Origin of the sequence: Billgrantia bachuensis, assembly GCF_011742165.1 — a bacterium.
Classification (GTDB): domain Bacteria; phylum Pseudomonadota; class Gammaproteobacteria; order Pseudomonadales; family Halomonadaceae; genus Halomonas; species Halomonas bachuensis.
Map to the genome: position 1 here is coordinate 279,126 of NZ_JAAQTO010000013.1, position 22,429 is coordinate 301,554.

Annotated in this window: 17 protein-coding genes; 11 read left to right on the top strand and 6 right to left on the bottom strand. The window is 62.1% G+C overall.

What is annotated here, in order from left to right; genetic code table 11:
- Nucleotides 1–154 precede the first annotated feature (154 nt).
- The 6 genes from HBJ55_RS06055 to HBJ55_RS06080 all read left to right on the top strand — a co-directional run bounded on the left by HBJ55_RS06055 (nt 155) and on the right by HBJ55_RS06080 (nt 9,173).
- Entirely contained in the window at nt 155–1,660 is a 1,506-nt protein-coding gene (locus HBJ55_RS06055) for an efflux transporter outer membrane subunit (RefSeq protein WP_167112053.1), read from the top strand.
- Nucleotides 1,661–1,765: 105 nt separating this feature from the next.
- The gene (locus HBJ55_RS06060) at nt 1,766–2,170 is read left to right on the top strand and encodes a GtrA family protein (protein ID WP_206022250.1); all 405 of its coding nucleotides are present in this window, start codon (nt 1,766–1,768) and stop codon (nt 2,168–2,170) included.
- Nucleotides 2,154–3,173 (top strand): glycosyltransferase family 2 protein, encoded by a 1,020-nt coding sequence (locus HBJ55_RS06065; RefSeq protein ID WP_167112055.1) that lies wholly within the window; start codon nt 2,154–2,156, stop codon nt 3,171–3,173. The genes HBJ55_RS06060 and HBJ55_RS06065 overlap by 17 nt, the downstream gene beginning before the upstream one ends.
- Nucleotides 3,167–4,651, top strand: coding sequence for an ArnT family glycosyltransferase (locus HBJ55_RS06070; RefSeq protein ID WP_167112057.1), 1,485 nt, complete (start codon nt 3,167–3,169; stop codon nt 4,649–4,651). Before HBJ55_RS06065 ends, HBJ55_RS06070 begins: the two co-directional genes overlap by 7 nt.
- Nucleotides 4,652–4,989: 338 nt before the next feature.
- On the top strand, nt 4,990–6,114 hold the full coding sequence (locus tag HBJ55_RS06075) for an efflux RND transporter periplasmic adaptor subunit (RefSeq protein WP_240935991.1): 1,125 nt from the start codon (nt 4,990–4,992) through the stop codon (nt 6,112–6,114).
- Complete coding sequence (locus tag HBJ55_RS06080; protein ID WP_167112059.1) at nt 6,111–9,173, top strand: efflux RND transporter permease subunit; 3,063 nt, start codon at nt 6,111–6,113, stop codon at nt 9,171–9,173. Before HBJ55_RS06075 ends, HBJ55_RS06080 begins: the two co-directional genes overlap by 4 nt.
- 13 nt (nt 9,174–9,186) lie before the next feature.
- Here the strand turns inward: HBJ55_RS06080 and HBJ55_RS06085 are convergent, their stop codons facing one another.
- From HBJ55_RS06085 to HBJ55_RS06100, 4 genes are all read right to left on the bottom strand, one after another.
- Entirely contained in the window at nt 9,187–11,028 is a 1,842-nt protein-coding gene (locus HBJ55_RS06085; RefSeq protein WP_167112061.1) for a DUF3413 domain-containing protein, read from the bottom strand.
- Nucleotides 11,029–11,295: 267 nt separating this feature from the next.
- The gene (locus HBJ55_RS06090; RefSeq protein ID WP_240935992.1) at nt 11,296–12,315 is read right to left on the bottom strand and encodes an XdhC family protein; all 1,020 of its coding nucleotides are present in this window, start codon (nt 12,313–12,315) and stop codon (nt 11,296–11,298) included.
- Nucleotides 12,316–12,345: 30 nt separating this feature from the next.
- On the bottom strand, nt 12,346–14,511 hold the full coding sequence (locus tag HBJ55_RS06095) for a xanthine dehydrogenase family protein molybdopterin-binding subunit (RefSeq protein ID WP_167112063.1): 2,166 nt from the start codon (nt 14,509–14,511) through the stop codon (nt 12,346–12,348).
- 45 nt (nt 14,512–14,556) lie between these two features.
- On the bottom strand, nt 14,557–15,006 hold the full coding sequence (locus HBJ55_RS06100) for a (2Fe-2S)-binding protein (protein ID WP_167112065.1): 450 nt from the start codon (nt 15,004–15,006) through the stop codon (nt 14,557–14,559).
- Nucleotides 15,007–15,442: 436 nt separating this feature from the next.
- Here HBJ55_RS06100 and HBJ55_RS06105 point away from each other — a divergent pair, with 436 nt between their 5' ends.
- The 4 genes from HBJ55_RS06105 to HBJ55_RS06120 all read left to right on the top strand — a co-directional run bounded on the left by HBJ55_RS06105 (nt 15,443) and on the right by HBJ55_RS06120 (nt 19,289).
- Entirely contained in the window at nt 15,443–16,162 is a 720-nt protein-coding gene (locus HBJ55_RS06105) for a response regulator (RefSeq protein WP_167112067.1), read from the top strand.
- A complete protein-coding gene (locus HBJ55_RS06110) occupies nt 16,159–17,667 on the top strand; it encodes an ATP-binding protein (protein WP_167112069.1) in 1,509 nt (502 codons plus the stop codon). The genes HBJ55_RS06105 and HBJ55_RS06110 overlap by 4 nt, the downstream gene beginning before the upstream one ends.
- A gap of 221 nt (nt 17,668–17,888) precedes the next feature.
- Complete coding sequence (locus HBJ55_RS06115) at nt 17,889–18,308, top strand: DoxX family protein (RefSeq protein WP_240935993.1); 420 nt, start codon at nt 17,889–17,891, stop codon at nt 18,306–18,308.
- A gap of 57 nt (nt 18,309–18,365) precedes the next feature.
- A complete protein-coding gene (locus HBJ55_RS06120) occupies nt 18,366–19,289 on the top strand; it encodes an AraC family transcriptional regulator (protein WP_167112071.1) in 924 nt (307 codons plus the stop codon).
- Between the two features lie 35 nt (nt 19,290–19,324).
- Here the strand turns inward: HBJ55_RS06120 and HBJ55_RS06125 are convergent, their stop codons facing one another.
- Nucleotides 19,325–20,236 carry an SDR family oxidoreductase gene (locus tag HBJ55_RS06125; RefSeq protein WP_240935994.1) on the bottom strand — a complete coding sequence of 304 codons (912 nt, stop codon included), beginning with the start codon at nt 20,234–20,236 and terminating at the stop codon, nt 19,325–19,327.
- Nucleotides 20,237–20,333: 97 nt separating this feature from the next.
- Nucleotides 20,334–21,242, bottom strand: coding sequence for a LysR family transcriptional regulator (locus HBJ55_RS06130; protein WP_206022258.1), 909 nt, complete (start codon nt 21,240–21,242; stop codon nt 20,334–20,336).
- A 169-nt stretch (nt 21,243–21,411) separates the two neighbouring features.
- On the opposite strand from HBJ55_RS06130, the gene HBJ55_RS06135 reads away from it, so the two are divergent.
- Nucleotides 21,412–22,422, top strand: coding sequence for an MBL fold metallo-hydrolase (locus HBJ55_RS06135; RefSeq protein WP_167112075.1), 1,011 nt, complete (start codon nt 21,412–21,414; stop codon nt 22,420–22,422).
- The last annotated feature ends 7 nt before the right edge of the window (nt 22,423–22,429 follow it).

The following is a 22,429-nucleotide window of genomic DNA, read 5'->3' on the forward strand; positions in this document are numbered from 1 at the left end:
GAGCGTTTTCTCGTGAGTTGTTAAAAGAAGCCCACTTTCGCAGCCGCCTACTTACGGAAAACTTACCGAAACACCCAATCGATCCAAAGCAGCCAGTAAGTCTTCTGAAAGACGCATTACGGGAAAGTCTCGTCCCATGAGACGAGGACACCGCATGTTCCCAGCCACCGATGTCATTCCCGTTGACTCCATGCCCTGCCAACGAGGTGTGGCAGACATCAGGACGCTCCCCGGCCACAAGCCGCGGTTGCTTGCGACCTGGCTCGTCATTGCCACCGCCGCGCTGCTCGCCGGCTGTGCATCGACTCAACCCGCAACCATGCCCGGCAGCGCCGCAGCGCCCGTTGCCGCGCAATGGCACGCTCCGTTGCCCCATGGCGGTCAGTTGGGGGACCTGAGCCGCTGGTGGGCGCAATTCGACGATCCCTTGATGCTGCGCCTCATCGAGGCCGGTCAGCAGGTCAGCCCGACAGTGGCGCAGGCAGCCGCCCGCATCGCCGATGCCCAGGCCGCACGCGTGGCGCAGAGCGCCGCTCTGCTGCCCTCGCTGGACGCCAGCGTGAGCGCGAGCCGGGGACGACCGGACCTGGACACGCCGGTCGGCACCGAAACCTCGGCAAGCTTGCAGCTCGGCTGGGAGCTGGACCTGTTCGGCGCAGGCCGTGCCGCCGCTGACGCCGCACGTGCCCGGCTCGAATCCAGCCAGGCCGGTTGGCATGACGCCCGAGTTTCGGTCGCTGCCGAAATTGCTACGACATACGTCGAGCTGCGTGCCTGTGAGGCCTTGGTCCGACAGGCCGAAATCGATACCCAATCGCGAGTGCAGACGGCGCAGGTCACTCGCCTGGCTGCGGACAAGGGCTTCCGCCCCCCGGCAGAGGCGGAACTGGCGAATGCCAGCGCAGCCCAAGGCAACGTAACGCTGATTCAGCAGCGAACGCAATGCGAACTTCTTATCAAGGCCCTGACTGCCCTTGCGTCGCAGGACGAGGCACCGCTGCGGCGCGAACTCGCCACCACAACCGGCCGGCTGCCACAGCCGGCCAAACTCACCGTCACGGCAATGCCGGCCGAGGTGCTGGCGCAGCGCCCCGATATCATCGCGGCGGCGAATGACGTGCTGGCCGCGAGCGCCGATTCGGATCAGGCGCGTGCGCAGCGCTGGCCCCGAATTACGCTGGCCGGAAGCATCGGCACGACACGCATCGCCAGCGGGGGCATCAGCACCAATGGCAGCGTGTGGAGCATCGGGCCAGTGACGGTAACGCTACCGCTGTTCGACGGCGGGACGCGACGTGCCAATGCGGAAGCGGCCCGCGCCCGCTACGAGGCCGCCACCACCGTTTATGCCGCCCGCCTGCGTGAAGCGATCCGCGATGTCGAGGAAGCCCTCGTCACACTGGACAGCACGGCGAAACGCAGCGAGGACGCGGCCATCGCCGCCGAGGGATTCGAACGCTCCTACCAAGCCATCGAAGCCAGCTACCACGCCGGTACCGCCAGCCTGTTCGAGCTCGAGGATGCACGCCGCAGCATGGTTGCCGCCCAGAGTGCGGTGATCGGACTGCAGCGTGAGCGAATCGCCGCCTGGATCCGACTGTACCGCGCGCTAGGCGGCGACTGGCCCACTACCGGACACAAGGAACACGAAGATGAATAAGCCTCGTTCGTTCACTGCCGCAGCGGTCATGGCGCTGGGCTTTGCCGCAGCGATCACATGGGTATGCAAGCCTCAGTAATTAGGCAGATATCACTGGATAGCAACGTGTCCATTTTCTTTAGCAGTCGAAAAGTTCCCGCTCAAGTTCAGGGATTTAGTGCCGCCGGAGGCCTTGCCACACTGTTTCACTGGCTGGTGCTGGCAGGTCTGGTGAGCATAGGGCTGGGGCCAACGCTCTCTACTGCAACGGGCAGTCTGGCTGGCGCCCTGATGAACTATAGGCTCCAGCGCAGGCTGGCATTCAGGAGGGCTGGCCCTCACGGGTTCACGATATGGCGCTACACCGCTTCCTGCCTTTTTGCCTGGTTTTGCAACCTCGCCTTGTTTTACCTGCTCCACACCATCCTGGCCTCTCCCGTACTGTTTTCACAGGTTGTCACTACAGGCGTGGTCGCTGCACTGAACTACTTAATTTATAAGAGGCTGGTGTTCCATGAGCCAACAGTTTGAGTTGCCGACCAATGCTACAGAGAAGTCTTTGCTGTCAATCGTTGTTCCCGTGTTCAATGAACGGGTAATGCTTCCGCTATTCATTGCCCGAGTGATTCCCACTCTGGAGGCAATGAACATCCATTGGGAACTGGTGATGGTTGATGATGGCAGCGAGGATGGAAGTGCTGATTACATCAAGGAGCTCATAACCCGTACCCCTGGCATCCGGCTCGTCAAGCTCAGCCGTAACTTCGGCAAAGAGGCTGCGCTGACGGCGGGTCTGGAGAACGCCAGGGGCGATGCCGTGATCGTGATGGATGTGGACCTACAGGATCCCCCCGAACATATACCCGCCATGGTCGAGTGTTGGCGTACCGGCGTCGATGTGGTCCTGATGCAGCGTCGGTCCAGGTCCGGAGAAACGTTTTTAAAGCGCTGGAGTGCGCATCTGTTCTATCGCCTGCTCAGCAGGACAAGCCGAACAGATATCCCTGTTGATACCGGCGATTTCCGGCTTATGAGCCGCAAGGCCGTCAACGTATTGCTGCAATTAGAGGAACGCAATCGTTACATGAAGGGACTATTTGCCTGGATTGGACTACCGACCCAAGTGATCCAGTATGATCGCGATCCTCGGGCTGCGGGTGACACCAAATGGGATTATCCAGCACTGGTTGGATTGGCTATTGAAGGTCTGACCTCCTTTTCGATATCACCTTTGCGATGGGCAACGATCATTGGCCTGGTAGCGGCGAGCGTCGGTGCACTGTTCGGTCTGTGGATCGTCATCAAGGCTATGACGCTGGGGGTTGCCACCAGCGGTTACCCATCTCTGGTAGCAATTATAAGTTTCCTGGGTGGTATACAGCTGTTGAGTATTGGCATCGTTGGTGAGTATGTCGGCAAGGCCTATATGGAATCGAAGCAACGACCGCTCTATGTGACCGAGGAGGTGGTGGAAAGCCCGCAGCGCCTGCGTCGCCAGAACACGAGCTCGCAAAGCGGGGGAACGTCATGTTAAAGCAGTTCAACGTATTTCTGCTGGTCCTGGCGGCGGTACTTGCCAGTCGTTTGATTGGCATGGCGTTGTACCCACTCGTGGATACCACCGAGCCGCGGTATGCCGAGATTGCTCGCCTAATGGCGGAAACCGGAGACTGGATTACACCGTGGTTCGAGCCTGGCGTGCCCTTCTGGGGCAAACCACCCTTGTCCTTCTGGACACAAGCTCTGTCCATAAAAGTGTTTGGTCTGTCGGAATTCGCTCTACGCTTCCCGTCGTGGCTGGCAACACTAGCGATGGTCTGGCTTGTCTGGCGTTCCGCCAAGCCACTTATGGGATCCAAGGTCGCCCAGTGGTCCAGCCTGGTATTCGCTACCATGGCCCTTACCTACATCAGCGCTGGCGCTGTAATTACCGACGCCTTCCTGACATTAGGTACCACCCTGTCACTGGTCAGCTTCCTGCAGGTGATCGCTGGACAGTCTGGTGCTTGGCGGTGGCTATTCTTTATTGGCGCAGCCATTGGACTACTGGCCAAGGGGCCTGTGGCTCTTGTGCTGACTGTAATTCCGATTACGTTGTGGTTGTTGTTTAACCGACAAGAAGCCATCAAGCTGACACGCTTTCCCTGGGTGCGCGGGGCCCTGTTAATGACACTGCTGGCTGGCCCCTGGTACCTTCTGGCGGAAATCAAGACTCCCGGCTTTCTGGATTATTTCATCGTAGGTGAGCACCTGCGCCGCTTTCTGGACCCGGGTTGGGCGGGGGATCTTTATGGCAGTGCCCATAACGAACCTAAAGGCATGATATGGGTATTCTGGACCTGGGCCTCATTCCCCTGGGGAATAGCTGCAGTGGTAACCCTGGTTGCTACGTGTATCAAGAAACGGGACACTAGTCCTCTTCGTCGCGCGGGAACAGACCCGGCCCTGGTTTTCCTGTTAGCCTGCGCGCTGTCACCGATGCTGTTTTTCTCCCTCGCCAGTAACACGATTTGGACCTATATATTGCCATCATTGCCATTTACGGCGATTCTGATCGGGCGCTGGGCAGCAGAACTTGAGGCTGGCTGGTCATCGAGGGCTCGGGCAGTTATGACTGGCCTGGTTCCAATACTGCTAACTGCATTTGTGGGAGCAGCTGCACTGGGTCTGAAACCACTCAAAACCGAGAAGGAACTAGTCAACTATTATCAGAACGTGCGGGAAGATGGTGACAGCTTGCTGCTCTATCTGGATGACCTACAATTTTCAGCCAGATTCTATTCCCGTGGAACGGTCCGGGAAGTGACACCGGAGCAACTGGCCGATCTACACCAGAGTCAGCGGTTCCAACGTCTATTCCTGGCAGTTCCAGACGACTGGCCAATGGAAAGGTTGACCGGAATGTTTCCGTCGGCCCGAAGGGTCATGGAAAACCGTCGTTACTATCTTATGGCTATCGAGCCGCCCGAGCGCAATACGCCTTCAGTGTCCAGTGTGCCCCGCCGGAAATAATCGAGACGCGATCCGCTTTGTCGATGGCTCCGGTGACGCTCCGAAGGTGTATCTGCATACATCGAAGATAATGCCCCTGGGCCGTGCGCCCAGCACCAGCCTTTTTACTGAAACTTACCGAAAATCTTTTGTTCGCCCCGATCCACCGGTAAGTCTTCTGAAAGACGCATTGTTGGAAAGTCTCGTCCCATGAGTCGAGATCGCGGATGCGCACCGCAGCATGGTGGCCACGCACAGCGTCGTGATCGAACCGCAGCGTGAGCGAATCTCCGCCTGGCTCCGGCTGCACTGCCCGCTAGGCGGCGGCTGGCCCGCTACCGAACACAAGGAACACGAAGATGAATAAGCCTCGTTCGTTCGCTGCCGCGGCGGTCATGGCGCTGGGCATGGCCGCAGCGATCGGCTGGGTCATGCAAGCCCCCAGCAGCGCCTCGGAAAGTGGCACCACAGCGGCTGCTCAACCCGCACTGACCGTAGCCATTACCACGCCTCGATCCGCCATGCTGCCCATCAGAATAGCCGCGAACGGGAACATCATGGCTTGGCAGGAAGCTAGCGTCGGCACCGAGGCAAACGGACTGCGCCTGGCCAGCGTCGAGGTCAACGTTGGCGACGTGGTCCAGCGCGGCCAGGTCCTCGCCACGTTCGCGTCCGATACGGTGAGCGCCGAACTCGCACAAAGCCGCGCCGCCGTCGCCGAGGCCGAGGCGGCACTCGCCGAAGCCGAAGACAACGCCCAGCGCGCCCGCGAGCTGCAAACGACAGGCGCGATGGCCACACAGCAGATATTTCAGTACATCACGGCGGAACGTACCGCGCGGGCCCGGCTGGAAGCGGCGCGAGCCACCGAAAACACTCAGCAACTCCGCCTGGCCCAGGCCCAGGTGCTCGCCCCCGACGATGGGGTGATCTCAGCGCGCAGTGCCACCATCGGCGCGGTGCTTCCCGCGGGCCAGGAACTGTTCCGCCTGATTCGGCGCGGTCGGCTGGAATGGCGGGCCGAGGTCGCCGCTTCCGATCTGGAGAAGCTGCAGCCCGATCAGGTCGCCAGGGTCACCCTGCCGGGAGGAGGCGAGCTGGAAGGTCGTGTGCGCACGATCGCTCCGCTGGTGGACGTTTCCACCCGCAATGGCCTGGTCTATGTCGATCTCCCGGCAAGCGACGGCGCACGGGCGGGAATGTTTGCGCGTGGGGAATTCGAGTTGGGAACGCGCCGGGCCCTGACCCTGCCGCGCTCCGCGGTGCAGCTCCGCGATGGCTTCGGCTACGTGCATCGTGTCAGCGAGGACGGCGTGATAACGGAGGCGAAGGTAGCCCTCGGTCAAACCGAGGGCGATCGGATCGAAATAATTTCCGGGCTCGATCCTGAGGCCCGCGTGGTCGCTTCGGGTGGTGCCTTCCTGGGCGACGGCGATCGGGTACGTGTCGAACGGGCGCTATCGCTGTCAGGGAGGCAGCCATGATGTTCAATACCTCCTCCTGGGCGATTCGAAACCCCGCCCCTATCGTACTGCTATTCCTCCTGTTGACCCTGTGGGGGTTGGTGTCCTTCAGGGGAATGTCCATCCAGGACCTGCCGGATGTGGACATACCCTTCGTGGTCGTCACCACCTCGTTGCCGGGGGCCGCCCCCACCCTGATGGAGAACGAAGTCGCCCGCAAGATCGAGAACACCATCGCCACGGTGCCCGGCGTCAAGCACATCACCACGACACTGACCGACGGAAACGCCGAAATCGGCGTTGAGTTCCGGCTGGAAAAAACCATTCAGGAGGCGGTCGATGACGTACGCGATGCCGTCTCTCGCATACGCTCGGACCTGCCTGCCGAGCTGAGTGACCCGGTGATCCAGAGTCGGGGGTTCTCCGACGATCCGCTTTTGATCCACACCGTGGCCTCATCCCAACTGGACGAGGAGGCACTCTCCTGGTTCGTGGACGACAAAATCGCCAAGGCCGTACTGGCCGTGCCGGGTGTGGGAGAGGTACGGCGGATCGGCGGTGTCGATCGCGCAGTCCGCGTGGAGCTGCATCCGGATCGTCTGCTGGCATTGAACACCACGGCGTTCGATATCTCGCGTCAGCTGCGCCAGACGCAGATGGAAGCGCCCGGTGGGCGCGCAAATGCCGGGGGTGCCGAACAGGCCGTGCGCATCCTTGCCAACGCCGAATCGGCGACTGAACTGGCAGCGATGGAGCTGGCGCTCAGCGACGGCCGCCGCATTCGTCTCGATCGGGTCGCCACCGTCATCGATAGCGTGGCCGAGCGGCGTTCGGCGGCGTTTCTCGATGGGGAGCCCGTCGTCGGTTTCGAGATGACCCGGGCACGAGGCTACGGTGAAGTCGACGTGGCCGAGGGCGTGAAGTCCGCCCTTGCCGCCCTGCAGGCGCAACATCCTCATGTCGAGATCCAGCAAGCCTTCGACTTCGTCGAGCCCGTGCGGGAAAACTACGCAGGCTCCATGCGTCTGCTGTTCGAGGGCATGCTGCTCGCCGTGCTGGTCGTGTTCCTCTTCCTGCGCGACTGGCGTGCGACGCTGATTGCCGCGGTGACGCTACCGCTGTCGATCGTTCCCACCTTTGCCCTCATGAACCTGATGGGCTTTTCGCTCAACACCGTGACCTTGCTGGCGCTCTCGCTGGTGATCGGGGTGCTGGTCGACGACGCCATCGTCGAGATCGAGAATATCGAGCGCCATCTTCTGATGGGCAAGCCATCACGCCGGGCAGCGATGGATGCGGCGGCGGAAATCGGCCTGGCCGTGGTCGCCACCACCTTCACCTTGATTGCCGTTTTCCTGCCCACGGCATTCATGAGCGGCACGGTGGGGAGATTCTTCGTCCAGTTCGGTTGGACCGCCTCCGTGGCGGTGCTGTTCTCGCTCGTGGTAGCCCGTCTTCTCACCCCAACGATGGCCGCCTACCTGCTGCGCAAACCCCGCCAGGGCCATGGCGAACCGACGTGGGTGTCGCACTACCTGGTCGGCGCCAGCTGGTGCCTGCGCCACCGCAAGGCAACGCTCATCGCTGCGGCAGCATGCTTTGCCGGTGGCCTATGGCTGGCATCGATCCTGCCGGGCGCATTCCTCCCCCCCGACGACAATTCCCAGACGCAAGCGACGCTGACCTTGCCGCCCGGGAGCACCTTGGCGGAAGCGACAGAGCTTGCCGAGCAGGCACGCGCAAGGTTGGAGGAGAATGAAATGGTCACCCGCGTCTTTTCCGCCATCGGGGACGCATCGGCTGGTAACGATGCCGATGTGACCAGCGTGATGCTGACCGTAGGTCTGGTGGATCGCACGAACCGTGCCGGCATAACGAGGCAGGCGATCGAGCAGCAGCTGCGCGATGCGCTCGCCCCCCTTCCCGGCGTACGAACCAGCGTGGGCGACGACGACATCTACGAGCTGGTACTGGCCGGAGAGGATAGTCGGCTTCTCGAGCAGCATGCCCGGCAAATAGAGCAGGATCTTCGCGCCATTCCCGGCATCGGGGCCGTGAGTTCGACGGTCAGCCTGGTCAGACCCGAACTCATCGTACGCCCTGATTTCGGCCGCGCCGCCGACCTTGGCGTCTCGTCGCTTGCCATTGCCGACACGCTGCGCATCGCCACGGTGGGGGACAATGCCGAGGACCTGCCGAAGCTGAACCTCAGTGAGCGCCAGGTACCGGTGATGGTGCGCCTGGCGGATGCCGCGCGAGAAGACATCGCGACCCTCAGACGGCTACCCGTTCCCGGTGCGAGGGGGATGGTGCCGCTCGAAAACGTGGCGTCTTTCGAATGGGGCAGCGGTCCTGCGGAAATCACCCGACACGATAGGCTGCGCAACGTGAATTTCGAGGTCGCCCTGCTGGGGCAGCCCCTGGGAGAGATCGAGCAGATCGTGCAGGCGCTGCCCAGCTTGCGCCAGCTGCCGCCTGGCATTCACCAGGCAGCGACAGGCGATGCGGAGGAAATGGCCGAGGTCGCCACGGGGTTCGGCATCGCGATGCTCACCGGTGTTCTATGCATCTACCTGGTGCTGTTCATGCTGTTCAAGAGTTTCATGCAGCCGGTCACGATTCTCGTGGCACTGGTGCTCTCCGTCCCGGGGGCTTTCCTGGCGCTGTATGTCACCGGTTCCTCCCTGTCGCTTCCGGCGATGATCGGATTGATCATGCTGATGGGAATTGCCACGAAGAACTCGATTCTCCTGGTGGACTACATCATCATCGCGCGCCGAGATCACGACCTGAATCGCTGGGACGCGATCATCGATGCCTGCCGCAAGCGCGTCCGTCCCATCGTGATGACAACGATCGCCATGGGGGCAGGCATGATGCCGGTCGCCCTGGGTTGGGCCGGAGACCCCAGCTTCCGGGCCCCCATGGCCTTCGTCGTGATCGGTGGGCTGATGACCTCGACGCTGCTGAGCCTGCTCGTCATACCGGTGGTGTACACCTGCCTGGACGATGCAGTGAGGTGGGCCACCAAGCGCTTAGGGCGATTGACTCATACGCCTGCGCCTCCAGCAACGGATTAGGAAAGGCGGCGTCTTAGCGATAGAACCTCGACAGCGCCCTGAGTACCTCGTTCGCCACCCGGGCCTGGAGCTCGATATCGTCGAGCTCGTTCATGCGGTAGTCATAGACTTCGAAGGCCCCTGTGGGGTGCACGGCCACCTGATAGTCGGGCATCAGGATGCCATAACCCATGTAGCTGCCTGAAAGCATCCAGTCGCGATGGGGTTCGACGTTCAACAGGCTTTGCCCCAAGGTGTAATGTTGAGGAGCCGATTCACAGTCGAGCAGTTCCTCGAGCAGCGTCGGTGCGATATCGGCGTGGTGCGTTCGTCTCTCCAGCGCACCACCGGACCGTCCCGGCAAATGCATCACCAGCGGGACCTGGACCTGCTCCGGCGTGTAGTTGCTACCATGTCCCCAGTAATTCTTGCCATGTTCGTTGAAGGACTCACCGTGGTCGGAAGTAATCACTACCGCAGTATCCTCAAGCCGCCCTCGGCGCTCCAGGTCATCGAGTACGCGTCCCAATTGCTGGTCCACATAGCGCACCGCCGTGCGATAGCGATTCCAGTAAGGTTCGGGATCAAAGTCAGGCCCAAGGCGCATGTGGTTGATATGCTCCCAATAGGGCGTGAACCGCGGGAAGTCTGGCGGATGGCTGTAGCCGTGCACGGCGTCATAGAAAAGGAAACCAAAGAACGGCCGCTCATCTGACCTTGCATCTTCATTGTCCATCCAGGCTAGCCAGTCATCAGTGATCTGCTGGTCGCGCTCCCAGGGCTCGCCCTGTGCTGGCTCCAGCGAGACATCCTTGAGGCCGGCAAAAACGTTACGGTCAAAGGCAGGGCTCACCAGCGTCGCCGAAGAGAGAACCTGAAAGCGGTAATCGGCAGCCTCGAATCGCTCCATCAGCACCGGGGGCGTCTGACTGGCAGTAAATGCATCCCAATAGGTGACTGGCAGGCCATAGAAGAGGCTGAAGACGCCGGCCTTGGTGGAGTTGCCACCACTGATATGCTCACGCGCCCTGAACCAACCGGGTTGATTGGCGTATCGGTAAAGATTCGGCATCACCTCAGGAGTGAGCATGTCGTGACGCAGGGTATCCAGCACCACCAGCAGCAGGTTGTCGGAAGACACCGACGGCGAGCAGCTCAGCGGCGCGGAGGGGTAGATCAGGTCCTTCGCCTCGCCCGCCGTCGCCTCGAGATCCACCCGATCGCGCACCGCCTGGGGGTCGACCCACCCCTGCTTGACGAAGAAGCGCTTGGCAGTGGCCGGATAGAAGACCGGCACATGACGCGTCATGCCGGTGATGTCGCGGTCGTAGTGGGCATCCGCCCAGGCATGCCAACCGTGCACCCCTAGCAGGGCCAACAAGCTCACTACCAGCATTGCACCCACAGGCCGTGAAGGTGGATGTCGCTTGAACAGCAGCCCGAGACCACCCTGCACCGCCAACATGCCCAGCACGCCACCGACGGCCAGTGCCCAGGCAACCCATGAGAAGCTGAACACGTCTCCCCTGGCGTTGAGCAGCAGGTCGAGGATGAAGCCGCTCAAATGGAAGCGATACTGAGCGTAGACGAAGGTATCAAGCAGCAGCAGCAGCTGCAGGCCACTCGCCCATAGGGTGGTCACCAGCCATAGCCCGATGCCGCGCAAGAGCGTGGCCAGCAGGAACATTGGCAAAGCTCCCATCCATACCAGCAGCGAGAGATGGCCGAGGAAAACCATTAGCAGGTAGCTCCACTGCTCGGCCCCCTCGGGCTGGATATAGGCGACATAGCGCAGCGAGATCATCCAGGCAAGCAGCAGGTTGGCCAGGGTCCAGGCGCCAAGCCAGCGCCACCGGTGCAGGAGTCGATGGAACATGCGCGGATTCTCGAAAGACCAGAGGCCCTTCAGTCGACATTGGGTGGAAGAGTGCCCAATGTCGCAGCCGCACACTTACTGAGAACTTACGCAATACTTCTCGATCGTTCCGATCCCCCCGTAGGACTTCTGAAAGACGCATTACCGGACTGAATCGCCCCAGGCAGTGCCCTGGGCCGTGCCCAGGTGTACAGCGGAGTGGACGATGGCGTGCAATGGATAGCGCAGTGGGCCGTCAGATGTGCCGGAGGCAGGCGCCTGGGCCCATCAAACATCAACGAGAAAGGGTGAGATGCAACCCGCCTGTGCATGCGCCAGATCTGCACGTGTATCAATATCGAGCGCCGAACCGGCGAATGCCTTGCGCTGATAGGCCTCGACGATCTCGGCGAGTATGGAGACGGCCAGCATCGAGGCCTCACGCATCGAGGGGATCAAGCCGACGGGGCCGCGGATGCGCCCGATCCGGCCCTCGGCGATGCCGGCCGCACGCAGCCTCTCGCAGCGCCGAGCGTGCGTCGTTTGGCTGCCAACCGCGCCGATATAGAAGGCCGGGCCTTCCAGTGCCTGGGCAAGGAGTGATTCCTCCCAATCGACGTCATGGAAGGCGAGGAGGAAGGCGGTCCAGGGGTCGTCGTCCAGTACCGGAAGCGTGGCGGGAAGCGTCAGCGCCGTAACCCGGTCGACCCCCAGCCGCCGGGCGGCCTGAACGTCGGCGCCGTCGCGCAGTTGCAGCTCGGTTTCGACATCGCTCGCCATGGCAAGGCGGGCAAGGGCCAGGCTGTCGGCTCCGCGCCCGGCGATGCGCAGGCGGAGCTTGGGCGTGTACCGGAAGGACACCGCGCCTGGTACTGGTGGATGCCCCACCCCGAGAGCGCCAGAATGCGCAAGAGTGAGCGTCACCGGCTGACGCGCGGCGAGCCGATCACGGCATACCCTCAGTACACCGGCGTCTGCATCGGGCAGTACACAAACCTCGATGGCACCGCCGCAGGGGAGCGGCATGTCGATGAAGGGCGAGCCATTGCCGTATCTCAGGCGCGCGACCTGACCCGAGCGCAGCGCTTGCCGAGCATGATTCACCACATCCGCGTCGATGCATCCGCCCGAGAGATAGCCGCAACTCTCGCCAGCCGCGGACACAGCCATCAGCGCGCCCGGCGCTCGCACCGCACCGCCCTGCGTCGCCGTCACGACGACGAGTGCGACCTCGCCCGCCCGGCGCCAGGCAAGCCATTGTCCAAGGACGTCTTGGGCATGTTCCAGATACAGATGTTGAAGATCCATAGCGAGCCTCGGCGGTCTGTCTTGCCGGCGCTAGACCTGGACGTGGTCGGCCAGCGGCAAGTGGCGGATCCGCTGCTGCGTGGCGGCGAACAGCGCGTTGGCCAGCGCCGGCGCGAGCGGTGGAACGCCCGGCTCACCGACCCCGCCCAGCGGAGAGCCGATCTCGACGATGCCCACCGACACAGACGGCGCCTCCCCGATGCGCAGCAGCGGGTAGTCGTGGAAGTTCGACTGTTCGGCGCGGCCTTCCCGGATGGTGACCTTCTGCCGCAGCGCCGCACCGAGTGCATCGATGACGGAACCCTCGATCTGCGCCTCCACCTGGCCCGGATTGATCGCACGCCCGCAGTCGATGGCCGCATGGACGCGCTGCACATCGATACCCTCATCGCCGACGCGAGCCTCGACTACCTGGGCGACGTAGGAGCCATAGCTCTCGACCACGGCCAGGCCGCGAGCGATTCTCTCCGGCGCCGGCTCGTTCCAGCGCGACATCTCGGCGACCCGGTCGAGGACGGCGAGCATCCTCTCCTGCCCTTCGCTGTGGCTGCGGCGAAACTCCAGCGGATCGCGGCCCGCCGCTACAGCGCATTCGTCCATGAAGCTCTCGAAGAAGAAGCCGTTGAAGGAGTGGGCGATCGAACGCCAGGGGCAGAGCGGGATCGGCAGATCGACCACCGCGTGCTCCACGACGAAGTTCGGGATGACGTAGTGCATGTCCGACAGCCCGCCGAGCGAGAAAGGATCGAAGTTCGCCAGGTTGCCCGTTGCCTGCGCCCGCTGCTCCGGATCGATACCGTATTCGCGGCCCATCTGCGGCCCGGCGACGCGAATGCGCATGCCGGTGATGTTGCCGGCTTCGTCCAGCACCGCCCGGAAGCGGCACCTCATCGTCTGGCGGTACTGGCCCTGCCGAACATCGTCCTCGCGCGCCCACAGCACCTTTACTGGCCGGCCCTCGACGGCGCGGCTGGCGAGCGCGGCCTGCAGGGCGATCTCGCCGTGGGTCTTGCGGCCGAAGCCTCCACCCAGATAGGTGGTATTGATGAAGAACTGCTCGGCCTGCACCTGCAGCGCGTTCTCGAGCGTCATGCGGACGATGTCCTGGCCCTGGGTACCGATCCACAGCTCCGTCCGCTCCTCGGTGGACTCGGCAGTGCAGTTGATCGGCTCCATGCTCATATGGGTGAGAAGCGGCACCGAGTACTCGGCCTCGACGACCTGTCCGTCGTTCGACAAGGTCGCCTCGGCGTCGCCGCGCAAGGTGGAGACGGGAACGTCGGACCGCTCCAGCGCCTCGCGAAACATTCCGTCTATCTCATCGGTGGAGAGCGTGTCCGCCGCTGTCGGGGTGAAGGTGATGTCCAGGGCGTCGGCCGCCTGCTTGGCCTGCCACCAGGAGTCGGCGACCACCACCGCGCCGCGCGGCACGCGAACCACCGCGACCACGCCCGGCATTCCGGAGACGCTACTCTCGTCGATCGACTCGACCTCGGCGGAATAGACCGGGGCGAGCCGGACGGCGCCATACAGCATGCCTTCGCGCTCGACGTCCACCGCGTACACCGCCTTTCCCGTCACCTTCTCTGGTGTATCGAGGCGCGGCACCCTGCTTCCGCTCAGCGTTCGCTGGTCGTCGGGGCGCAGGGTCGGCTCCTCCGGCACCGGCAGCGACGAGGCGTCTTCCACCAGTTCACCGAAGGGAATCCTCCGGCCGCTCTCGGAATGGACGATGAAGCCGTTCTCGGCATGCAAGGCCGCAGGCGCTACATCGAGGCGCTCGGCCGCCGCCTGCGTCAGCATCTCCCGCGCCTGGGCGGCGGCGAGGCGCAGCGGGTCGTGCCAGAAACGGATGCCGAACGAACCCACGGAGCGCATCTGGCCGATGAACGGAATCCGGTAATCGGAGGTCGGCTGGTTCGGCATGCCCACCACGATGCTCGACCAGTCGGCACCCAGCTCATCGGCAAGGATCTGGGCCTGGCCGGTGTGGGTGCCCTGGCCCATTTCGCTGGTGGGCAGCAGGAAGGTCACCTGGCCACTCGTATCGATACGGATGAAGGCCTGCGAGAAGCCTGACGCCTCCCCCTGCCGCGCCCATGCGGGCAAGCGAAGAGGAACGACCAAAGCAACGCCGGCCGCAGCAGCGCCGGCGAGAAACGAACGGCGAGTAAGAGAGAGATTTAGTGGTTCCATTTTGCCACCTGCGCCTTGAATGAGCTTGGATGGAAGCGAGTCGCCTCAGGCCTCGGCGGCGCGATGAATGGCCGCCCGGATGCGCACGTAAGTGCCGCAACGGCACAGGTTGCCGGCCATCGCCTCGTCGATCTCCGTATCGGAGGGGCTCGGATTTCGCGCCAGCAGAGCGGCCGCGCTCATGATCTGCCCCGACTGGCAGTAACCGCACTGCGGTACGTCCAGCTCCACCCAGGCCTGCTGGACGGGATGCGAGCCATCCTCGGACAGCCCCTCGATGGTCGTGACGGACCTGCCTTCGGCAGCGGATAGCGGGAAGACACAGGCACGTACCGGCTCGTCATCGACATGCAGCGTGCAGGCACCGCACTGTGCGATGCCGCAGCCGTACTTGGTGCCGGTGAGTTTCAGTTGCTCGCGGATCACCCAGAGCAGCGGCGTAGCCGGCTCGGCGGTGACCTCGACCTCGCGCCCGTTGAGCGTGAATGCAGTCATGAGTGCTTCTCCTCGGCTGGCCACGATTGCGTGACGGGATGCGCTTTGGGTATTTCACTGTCAATTATTCGGCAGTGGGAGGTCTTGCCACTCTCTACGTAAAACTTGCCCGATCCTGCCGGACTGACGAGGGTTCTAATTAAAAGCGGGGCAGACTTGTTTCTGGGCAGAAAAGATTCAACGGCCGCTGGGGAGACTTGCGACAGTTTGATACCAGAACGTCATATTTGAGCGACAAATCTGTTGTATTAATCGCTGATGCAGCCGCTGAGAGTCTACGGTCTTGTCAACGAGCGAGTTGACGTCCGGGGTTAGCCAGGAACACTCTACGTGAATCACTCCCGATGTGGCTTCGCAACTCTACGATGAGCTAGCCAAGAGCACAGGCCAGAGTATCGACTGAAGAGAGTTTCAGCTTTACGGCGGAGGTTAGGTAATGCAAGACGCCACACATGTCGTCGTCGTAGACGACCATAACGATATTCGGGACCTGGTTCGGGAGTATCTCGAGCACCATGGTTACAAGGTCAGCGTCGCGGAGGGCGGTGCGACCCTGCGACGCGTCCTCGAACGGCAGACTGTCGACCTGATCATCCTCGATATCATGATGCCCGGCGAAGACGGCATCTCCCTGTGCAGACACATTCGGGCTACCGGTAATATTCCCATCATATTTCTGACAGCGATGGCCGAAGACACGGATCGTATCGTCGGTCTCGAGCTCGGCGCGGACGATTACCTGGTGAAGCCATTCAATCCGCGCGAGCTTCTTGCCCGGATTAGAGCCGTGCTTCGTCGCGCCACGAGCGCCGTTCCTGCACGCACGATTCTCGAGCGCAGGATAGTCCGCATCGGACATTGGAAGGTCGATCTGGGTCGCCAGGAGATCTTCGGCGACGATGGCGTTGGCATTCCGCTCAGCACAGCGGAATTTCGCCTTCTCAAGGTCTTCATCGAGCGGCCTGGGTTGATACTCAGCCGGGAACAGCTCCTGGATCTGACGGTTGGAAGGACAGCCGACATCTTCGACCGCAGCATTGACAACCAGGTCAGCCGCCTGCGGAAGAAAATCGAGGATAACCCCAAGAATCCGACGATCATCAAGACTCACTGGGGTGGCGGCTACAGCCTGTGTACCGAGGTCGCGTTCGAATGACTCGTATCTGGCGCAGGAGCCTGGCCATACAATTCATCGGGCTGATGCTCGCGGCGTTGATCGTTTCACAGGCAATTTCCTTCTTTATTTCCTCGGATGAGTTCACCAAGAAATTCGACGCTGGGGCGAAAGCTGAATTCATCAGCCGGGCGTCATCGGTAACCCGCTTGATGGAATCGCTACCGCCTTCCTTGAGGGAGCAGGCCCTGCATGCCAGTGAAGGCAGCTATTTGCGATACTGGTTGACCGACAGCGAAACCACGGATCCGAATGCCTGGAGACTGCAGGCCCTCGCCCATCTTTCCCGGCCGCTGGACAGCTCCGTCGACCGCAGTGGAGCGTTGGGGTGGGCCGGCTCTCCTCATCCGAAATTGCCGAGCGCCGACGAAGTGGCCTCCGCAAACGCAGATGACCCATGGTGGACCCCAGCGGACTATTTATGGATGCTGTCGCAGCCCGCAAAGACGCTCCGCTTTTCAGGCAGCCTGGGGTTTGGGTTCAAGACACAGCTCGACGACGGACGCTGGCTGAACGCTGCCTTTTACCAGCATGACAAGGGCAGCTTATGGACGTCGGGACCACTGATGTCGCTTGGGTTTACCGCTCTCATGCTGGCTTTGATCGGCGCTTTCATCGCAAGCCGGATCGCGCGGCCACTACGAAACCTGGCAACCTCCGCTGAAGCCTTGGGACGAGGACAAAACCTGCCGCCTTTGATGGAAGAAGGGCCGGAAGAGATCAAGCGGACGGCTCAATCTTTCAACAAGATGCAAAGCCGCCTGCATCGCTTCGTCGAGGACCGGACGAAAATGCTGGCAGCGATCAGCCATGACCTACGGACGCCGCTAACCTCGCTTCGCCTGAGGGCAGAATTCGTCAACGACGAGGATATCCAGCGCAAGATGATAGAAACGATCGACGAGCTCCAATCGATGACGGAAGCCGCCATTTCATTCGCACGCGGAGAATCCATCAGGGAGGAGACTCGCGCCATCGACCTCGAGGCGCTGGTCGGAAGCATCTGTGACGACCAATCCGATCTGGGGCACCCTGTCACGCATATCGAGGGTGTGAAGGTGAAGTACCGCTGCCGACCCGATAGCCTCCGCCGCGCGATAAGAAACCTGGTGGAGAATGCAGTACGTTATGGGGGAGAGGCGAAAGTGGCGCTAAGGTGCACCGCATCGACTGTCGATATCGTCGTTGAAGATCGCGGCCCCGGGATTCCGGACGACATGAGGGAAAAAGTTTTCGCGCCCTTCGTCCGGCTGGAGACGTCGCGAAACAGGCAGACCGGAGGCATCGGCCTCGGTCTCTCGATCGTGCGTTCGGTCGCGCGGCAGCATGGGGGAGATATTTCGTTTTCCAACGGCGAAGCCGGCATGCAGGCCGTCATCTCACTCCCGATGGAAGGCCGTGTTGACGCAGCGCCAGCGCGAAAGGCGAGCATCTGGAGGCTCAGGAAAACCTCAAGCCCCGCGCAGAGCGCTCACTTACCGAAATAGCTCGCCACCATGTTCTGTTCTGCCCGCCCAGGCCTGGCGAATTCCACTGCCAGGGCTTCATCCGACATTGTTTACTTCGACTTAGCGTTATCGGGACATTTTGCGACAAAATATTGAGTCTCTGGCATACCGTGGAGACAACCACGTCCTACTCTCCTCGTTGTCGCCGTAGCGTTTCGATCGCCCGGTTCCATAAACTCCAGCAAAGACACGAGGAAAACATGCTAACACTACAAATGCAGCGCTTTCAGCGCCTCGATGTCCTTTCCCCGCACCTTCTCAGCGTACTGCGAATCTTTGCGGCCGGCTCTTTCATGACCCATGGAACGATGAAGCTTTTTGGCTGGCCCGCCGCTTTCGAGTACCCCCTTAACCCCATGCTTTATACCGCCGGCTTCCTAGAAGTGATTGGAGGCTTCTTCCTGCTCATTGGTCTCTTCTCTCGCCCGACAGCCTTCATTCTTTCCGGCTTGATGGCATTCGCCTATTTTATCGCGCATAGCCCGAACGGCTTCTTCCCTGTTCTCAACCACGGTGAGGCGGCAATGCTGTATTGCTTCCTTTTCCTTTATATCAGCGCCGCCGGCCCAGGCCTTTGGAGCGTGGACGCGTTGCAAGAGCCAAAAAGCCAGATGGGGTGAAACCGCGGTCGCACCCGCCCCTCATGCTACGTTCAAGTCGAAATGCGGAGGATGCATATGGATTCGCTCAAGCAGGCTGTCCTGGCTTATACCAGCCGCCACGCCAACAGCTGCGGTATGGCGCTAACCCCGGTACCGGGGTTGCGCATGATGTGCCTCGAGGCGCCGTCCGGTGAACTGCACTCGGTTTACAAGCCGCTGATATGTCTGGTGCTGCAGGGGGCGAAGCGCTTGATCGTGGGGAGTGAGGCGCGGGTTTTCTCTACCGGCCAGTCCATCCTCGTGAGTGCCGACATGCCGGTAATCGGACGGATCGTGCAAGCGAGCCGCTACGAGCCCTATCTGGCGATCGCGGTCGAACTGGAGATGGCAACCTTGCGTGAACTCACCGCCCACCTCGGCAGCCCACGCCCACAGCCCCCTTCCGGGATGCCTACGCTATTCACCGTGGACACCGAAGCCGCACTGCTCGATTGTGCATCGCGGCTGATGCACCTGCTGGACCGCCCCGAAGCGGCGCCGCTGCTGAGCCCGGGCATCATGCGGGAGCTGCACTACTGGCTATTGTCGGGGCCCCACCGCAGTGCCTTGCGAACACTGGCGGACCCTGACAGCCACGCCAGCCGCCTCGCCGCCGCCATTGCGATCCTCCGGGCCGAGTACCGGACGCGCGTATCCGTGGAGCGACTGGCGGCGGAAGCCGGCATGAGCCTCTCCTCGTTTCACAAGCACTTCAAGCACATGACCTCGTTGACACCCGGGCAGTACCAGAAGCGGCTGCGCCTGGTCGAAGCACGCCGGCTGATGCTCGACGAAGGCTACTCGGCGAGCAATGCCGCCTTCGAGGTGGGCTACGAGAGCGTTTCCCAGTTCACCCGCGAGTATGGCCGCCTGTTCCAGGCACCGCCGAAGCGCGACGTGCTGCGCACCCGAAGACCGACGGAACGCCTGCCAGCGCAGCTGGCGGCTTCGACAGCGTGATCCCAGCGCTCCCAAGGCGACCGGCCCACTTGCGCTCAGTGCCCGTTGAGCACCTCGACCGCTTGATCGAAGTGTCCGTCGCGCTCCGCCCAGCGCAGGTAGTTAACCCGCTCCACCAGGATTTCCCTGGGTGTCGGCTGCTCACGGAGCAGTGCCATGGTCTCGTCGATGAAGTCATCGAGAGGCATGTAGCCTTCACGGGTCGACTGGCCAGGCGTGAGTTCTGTCTGCACCGCGGGAGGCGCGAGCTCGATGACCTCGACCTTGCCCCTGAGCTGTTCGCGCAGGGAGACCGTATAGGAGTGAATCGCCGCCTTGGTGGCGTTGTAGGTCGGCGTACCGCTCAGCGGCACGAAGGCGAGGCCGGACGAAACGTTCACGATCGCCGCGTCTGGCTGATTGACTAGATGGTCGGTCAGTGCGTTCGTCAGCCGGATCGGCCCGAGCAAATTGGCAACAACCGTCTGCTCGGCATCGCTCAGGTCTCGAGTGCGGGACAAATCCTCGCGCCGCATGATGCCGGCATTGTTGATCAGCACATTGAGGCTCGGATGCTCGGCGACGACACGCTCGGCAAAGGCAGTAATGGCATCCGAATCCTCGATATCGACGACCATCGCGTGCATGTCGCTCCGACCGGCAATGGTTTCCTCCAGCGTCTCCAGACGCCGCCCAGCGACAATCACAGTGTTCCCAAGTTCGTTGAAGCGTAGGGCAAGCTCCCGGCCAATCCCCGAGCCTCCCCCGGTGATGAGAATGACGTTTCCTGACCTTTTCATCGTTTCATCTCCATTTGCTGTTATGACCCGACACGATTTCGACCGATACGCTCGGACGATCTCGACGCCGAAGGCATTCGACGACCGCTGTGTTAAGCATTCATTTTTTAACAACTGGACGGAAACGAGGCTTGCCACACCCGGCACAAAACTTGCCTGATTCTGCAAGGTCGGTGTTATCTCACCATCGCCATCTACGTTAGAAACACTCACGAGAATGCTTTGGACTTGTGCCTTTGCGCAGTGAGAGATAGGCGGCGGCGCATTAGTTGCCTACAGGTAGCCACTCACGCTGGCGAATGAACTCGAGGAAGGCCCGCATGGCCGCGCCGGTATGCCGCCGGCTCGGGTAATAGAGATACCAGCTCGGCAGCTGTTGCTTCCAATCGGCGAGCAACTCGACGAGCCTGCCCTGCTCGAGGTCGTCGCGAACATAGGCCTCGAACAGATGTGCGATTCCCGCTCCCGCCATCGCGGCCTGACGCTCGTGATGCGCCGAACTCAGCGTCAACCGGCCTTGCGGGCGGATCTCCACCTCCTCGCCGTCCTTCTCGAATGTCCAGGTCTCCATGGTGCCGCCGGGAAAGCGGCGGCGAATGCAGTCATGCTGCAGGAGATCGCGCGGCGAGCCGGGCCGGCCACGCTGGCGGAGATACTCGGGCGAGGCCACGATGGCATATTGCAAGGCGGGGCCCAGGGGCATGGCGATCATGTCCTGGGCGAGTTGATTGCCGAAGCGCACGCCGGCGTCGAACCCCTGCTCCACGATATCGATGATCGCCGCATCGCTGATGATCTCGACCTCGACGTCGGGATAACGCTCCATGAACGCGAAGGCCAGGGGGCACAGCACGTGGTCGGCGGCCGACCCCGGCGCATTGATCCGCACGGTGCCGGAGGGGCGCTCGCGCAGCTGATTGAGATCGTCGATCGCCGTTCTGATGTCGTGAAGGGCGGGCCCAAGCCGCTCGAGAAGCCGCTCGCCCGCTTCAGTAGGCGCGACGCTGCGTGTCGTGCGGTTCAACAGCCGGATGCCCAGCGCTTCCTCGAGCGTGCTGATCGACTGGCTGATGGCCGACGACGACACGCCCCTGCCGAGCGCGGCGGCCCTGAAGCCGCCGCAGCGCACCACGTCCTCGAAGATTTCCAAGCTGTCCAGGCGTAGCGGTCGCATTGCAAAGCCCTGCTTAATAACGTGATCCGTTTTCGTTAGCTTATCCGCACGTCCGTTCTGCGTCATCCTTGAAAGACGTCGCAAGGCTTCGGTTCAAGACAGCCGCGGCCCTGGCCGGCGCTAACAACCACCACGGCTCCAGCAGCCGGAGACTCGGACGGGGGCAGACATGAGCGGAATTACATTGAATCGCAGGAAGATCATGCTGACAGCGGCGGCGGCAGCGGCGGGACTGATCCTGCCGCCCGGCGGCATGGCCCTGGCGCAGGCGGCTTCCTCTGCGTCATCCACTGCCCCTGGTGGCAATACGGGTGGAAATGTCGGCTACTACCGCTTTCGCGTCGGCGACATCGCCGCCACCGTGTTGAGCGATGGGCTGATAGGCGGGCCTCCGCGGATCTACGCCAGCAACGCACCGGAGGCAGAACTGGAGGAGGTACTGAGGCAAGCCTTCCTGCCAACCGATCACCTGACGCTCAATCTCAACACGCTGCTCATCGAGACGAATGGCAGGCGGATCCTCCTCGAAGCCGGCGCCGGGCAGACCATGGGGCCGCAAGGCGGTCGCATCTTCGACAACTTGGCCGCCATCGGTTTACGGCCCGAGGAGATCGACGTCGTGGTGGTCTCGCACACGCACCCGGACCATGTCGGCAACCTGCGCACGGCCGACGGTGGCAAGGCATTTCCGCGGGCAACCGTCTTCGCACCCCGCGCCGACTGGGACTTCTTCATGGGCAGCGACCCCGACCTCTCCTACATGCCGGTGCCGGAGGATTTCCGCCGTCACTTCGCCGCCGCCATCCGGCAAAGCCTCGAGCCGGTCGCAAGCGGCATCGAACTGTACGAAGCCGGCACGGAGATCGTCCCCGGCCTGACCACGCTGCCGGCCCTCGGCCATACCCCCGGCATGGCCAACTTCCTGGTCCACTCGGGGAACGACCAGCTACTGCTGACGGCCGATCTTGCCTATCATCCTATCGTTAATATTGATCACGTCTGGCTGCCCGGGCCGGATCGCGACAAGGAGACCGCACTCGCCTCCCGTCGCCGCATCTTCGACATGGCGGCGGCAGACCGGCTCCCCGTGCTCGGTTTTCATTTTCCCTTCCCGGGCATTGGCCACATGCTCAAAACGGACAGCGGCTATGCGTGGGTCCCGGCCAACTGGCAGTTCTGATCCGCGG

Excerpts from the sequence above, each read along its gene's own strand:
- HBJ55_RS06075 (WP_240935991.1), top strand. The coding sequence starts at position 4,990 with ATGAATAAGCCTCGTTCGTTCGCTGCCGCGGCGGTCATGGCGCTGGGC.
- HBJ55_RS06070 (WP_167112057.1), top strand. The coding sequence starts at position 3,167 with ATGTTAAAGCAGTTCAACGTATTTCTGCTGGTCCTGGCGGCGGTACTT.
- HBJ55_RS06065 (WP_167112055.1), top strand. The coding sequence starts at position 2,154 with ATGAGCCAACAGTTTGAGTTGCCGACCAATGCTACAGAGAAGTCTTTG.
- HBJ55_RS06130 (WP_206022258.1), bottom strand. The coding sequence starts at position 21,242 with ATGCGACCGCTACGCCTGGACAGCTTGGAAATCTTCGAGGACGTGGTG.
- HBJ55_RS06105 (WP_167112067.1), top strand. The coding sequence starts at position 15,443 with ATGCAAGACGCCACACATGTCGTCGTCGTAGACGACCATAACGATATT.
- HBJ55_RS06080 (WP_167112059.1), top strand. The coding sequence starts at position 6,111 with ATGATGTTCAATACCTCCTCCTGGGCGATTCGAAACCCCGCCCCTATC.
- HBJ55_RS06135 (WP_167112075.1), top strand. The coding sequence starts at position 21,412 with ATGAGCGGAATTACATTGAATCGCAGGAAGATCATGCTGACAGCGGCG.
- HBJ55_RS06095 (WP_167112063.1), bottom strand. The coding sequence starts at position 14,511 with ATGGAACCACTAAATCTCTCTCTTACTCGCCGTTCGTTTCTCGCCGGC.
- HBJ55_RS06090 (WP_240935992.1), bottom strand. The coding sequence starts at position 12,315 with ATGGATCTTCAACATCTGTATCTGGAACATGCCCAAGACGTCCTTGGA.
- HBJ55_RS06110 (WP_167112069.1), top strand. The coding sequence starts at position 16,159 with ATGACTCGTATCTGGCGCAGGAGCCTGGCCATACAATTCATCGGGCTG.
- HBJ55_RS06100 (WP_167112065.1), bottom strand. The coding sequence starts at position 15,006 with ATGACTGCATTCACGCTCAACGGGCGCGAGGTCGAGGTCACCGCCGAG.
- HBJ55_RS06085 (WP_167112061.1), bottom strand. The coding sequence starts at position 11,028 with ATGTTCCATCGACTCCTGCACCGGTGGCGCTGGCTTGGCGCCTGGACC.
- HBJ55_RS06055 (WP_167112053.1), top strand. The coding sequence starts at position 155 with ATGTTCCCAGCCACCGATGTCATTCCCGTTGACTCCATGCCCTGCCAA.
- HBJ55_RS06120 (WP_167112071.1), top strand. The coding sequence starts at position 18,366 with ATGGATTCGCTCAAGCAGGCTGTCCTGGCTTATACCAGCCGCCACGCC.
- HBJ55_RS06115 (WP_240935993.1), top strand. The coding sequence starts at position 17,889 with ATGCTAACACTACAAATGCAGCGCTTTCAGCGCCTCGATGTCCTTTCC.